Annotated in this window: 2 protein-coding genes; both read left to right on the top strand. The window is 71.0% G+C overall.

All coding sequences use genetic code 11. The features are described 5' to 3' along the window. Window positions 1-665 (top strand): sulfate adenylyltransferase subunit CysD (gene cysD / locus AC51EU_RS30065; protein WP_496270254.1); only part of this gene is annotated, 665 nt, incomplete at its 5' end. A gap of 1 nt (window position 666) precedes the next feature. After that, window positions 667-1,857 (top strand): sulfate adenylyltransferase subunit 1 (locus tag AC51EU_RS30060; protein WP_496270253.1); only part of this gene is annotated, 1,191 nt, incomplete at its 3' end.

Raw genomic sequence — 1,857 nt, 5'->3', positions numbered from 1 at the left:
TGGCGCGCCACGGTCTGCGGTTGCATGTCGCGTCGGTGCAGGAGTTCATCGACCGGGGGGAGTTGCGGGAACGTTCCGACGGGACGCGCAATCCCTTGCAGACGGTGCCGTTGCTGGACGCGATCGGCTCGCACCGTTTCGACGCCGTCTTCGGCGGCGGGCGGCGGGACGAGGAGAAGGCGCGGGCGAAGGAGCGGGTGTTCTCGCTGCGGGACGAGTTCGGGGGGTGGGATCCGCGGCGTCAGCGTCCGGAGTTGTGGCAGCTCTACAACGGGCGGCACACGCCCGGGGAGCATGTGCGGGTGTTCCCGTTGTCGAACTGGACCGAGTTGGACGTGTGGCAGTACATCGCCCGGGAGGCGGTCGAGCTGCCGGGGATCTATTTCGCCCATGAGCGTGAGGTGTTCGCGCGGGGCGGGATGTGGCTGGCTCCCGGGCAGTGGGGCGGCCCGGGGGACGGGGAGAGGCTGGAGCGGCGGCGGGTGCGTTACCGCACGGTGGGTGACATGTCGTGCACGGGGGCGGTGGAGTCGTCGGCGGCGGATGTGGCGGCGGTGATCGCCGAGGTCGCCGCCAGCCGGCTGACGGAGCGGGGGGCGACGCGGGCTGATGACCGGTTGTCGGAGGCCGCCATGGAGGACCGTAAGCGCGAGGGGTACTTCTGAGATGGGTGACAGCATCATGGTGCAGGCGCCGGCGTCGTTGCTGCGTTTCGCCACGGCCGGTTCGGTGGACGACGGGAAGTCCACCCTCGTCGGCCGCCTCCTGCACGACTCCAAGTCGGTGCTGGCCGACCAGTTGGAGGCGGTGGAGCGGGCTTCGCTGGGGCGGGGGCGGCAGGCGCCGGACCTGGCGTTGCTGACGGACGGGTTGCGGGCGGAGCGGGAGCAGGGCATCACGATCGATGTGGCCTACCGTTACTTCGCCACGCCGCGGCGCCGGTTCGTCCTGGCCGACACGCCCGGTCATGTGCAGTACACGCGGAACATGGTCACCGGAGCCTCCACCGCCCAGCTGGCCGTCGTCCTGGTCGATGCGCGCAACGGTGTGGTGGAGCAGACGCGCCGGCACGCGGCCCTCGCCGCGCTGCTGCGGGTCCCGCACCTCGTCCTGGCGGTGAACAAGATGGATCTGGTCGGCTATGCCGAGCCGGTCTTCGCCGCCATCGCGCAGGAGTTCACCGCCTACGCCGCCTCCCTGGGCGTTCTGGAGGTCACCGCGGTCCCGGTCTCGGCGCTGGCCGGGGACAATGTGGTGACGCCGTCGGCGACCATGGACTGGTACGGCGGGCCGACCGTCCTCGAACACCTGGAGACCGTCCCCGTCCACACCGACCCCACCCGGGCGCCGACGCGTTTCCCCGTCCAGTACGTCATCCGCCCGCAAAGCGCCGACCTGCCGGACTACCGCGGCTACGCCGGCCAGATCGCCTCCGGCGTCCTGCACGTCGGCGACAAGGTCACCGTCTGGCCCTCGGGCCGCACCAGCACCGTCGAAGCCCTCGACCTGCTCGGCCGCGGCGTGGAAAGCGCCTGGGCGCCGCAGTCGGTCACCGTCCGCCTCACCGACGACCTCGACATCTCCCGCGGCGACCTCATCACACCCACCACCACCGCCCCCACCGTGTCCCAGGACATCAAGGCCACCGTCTGCCACCTCGCCGACCGCCCCCTGCGCACCGGACAACGCGTCCTGCTCAAACACACCACCCGCACCGTCAAAGCCCTCGTCAAAGACATCCCCTCACGCCTCACCCTCGACGACCTCTCCCACCACCCCGCACCCGGAGAACTCGCCGCCAACGACATCGGCCGCGTCACCCTGCGCACCGCCGAACCCCTCGCCCTGGACCCCTAC

The sequence above is a fragment of the Candidatus Streptomyces philanthi genome (assembly GCF_059553635.1).
The sequence above is the reverse complement of the archived record's forward strand: the minus strand, read 5'-3'. Positions and strand labels throughout refer to the sequence as shown.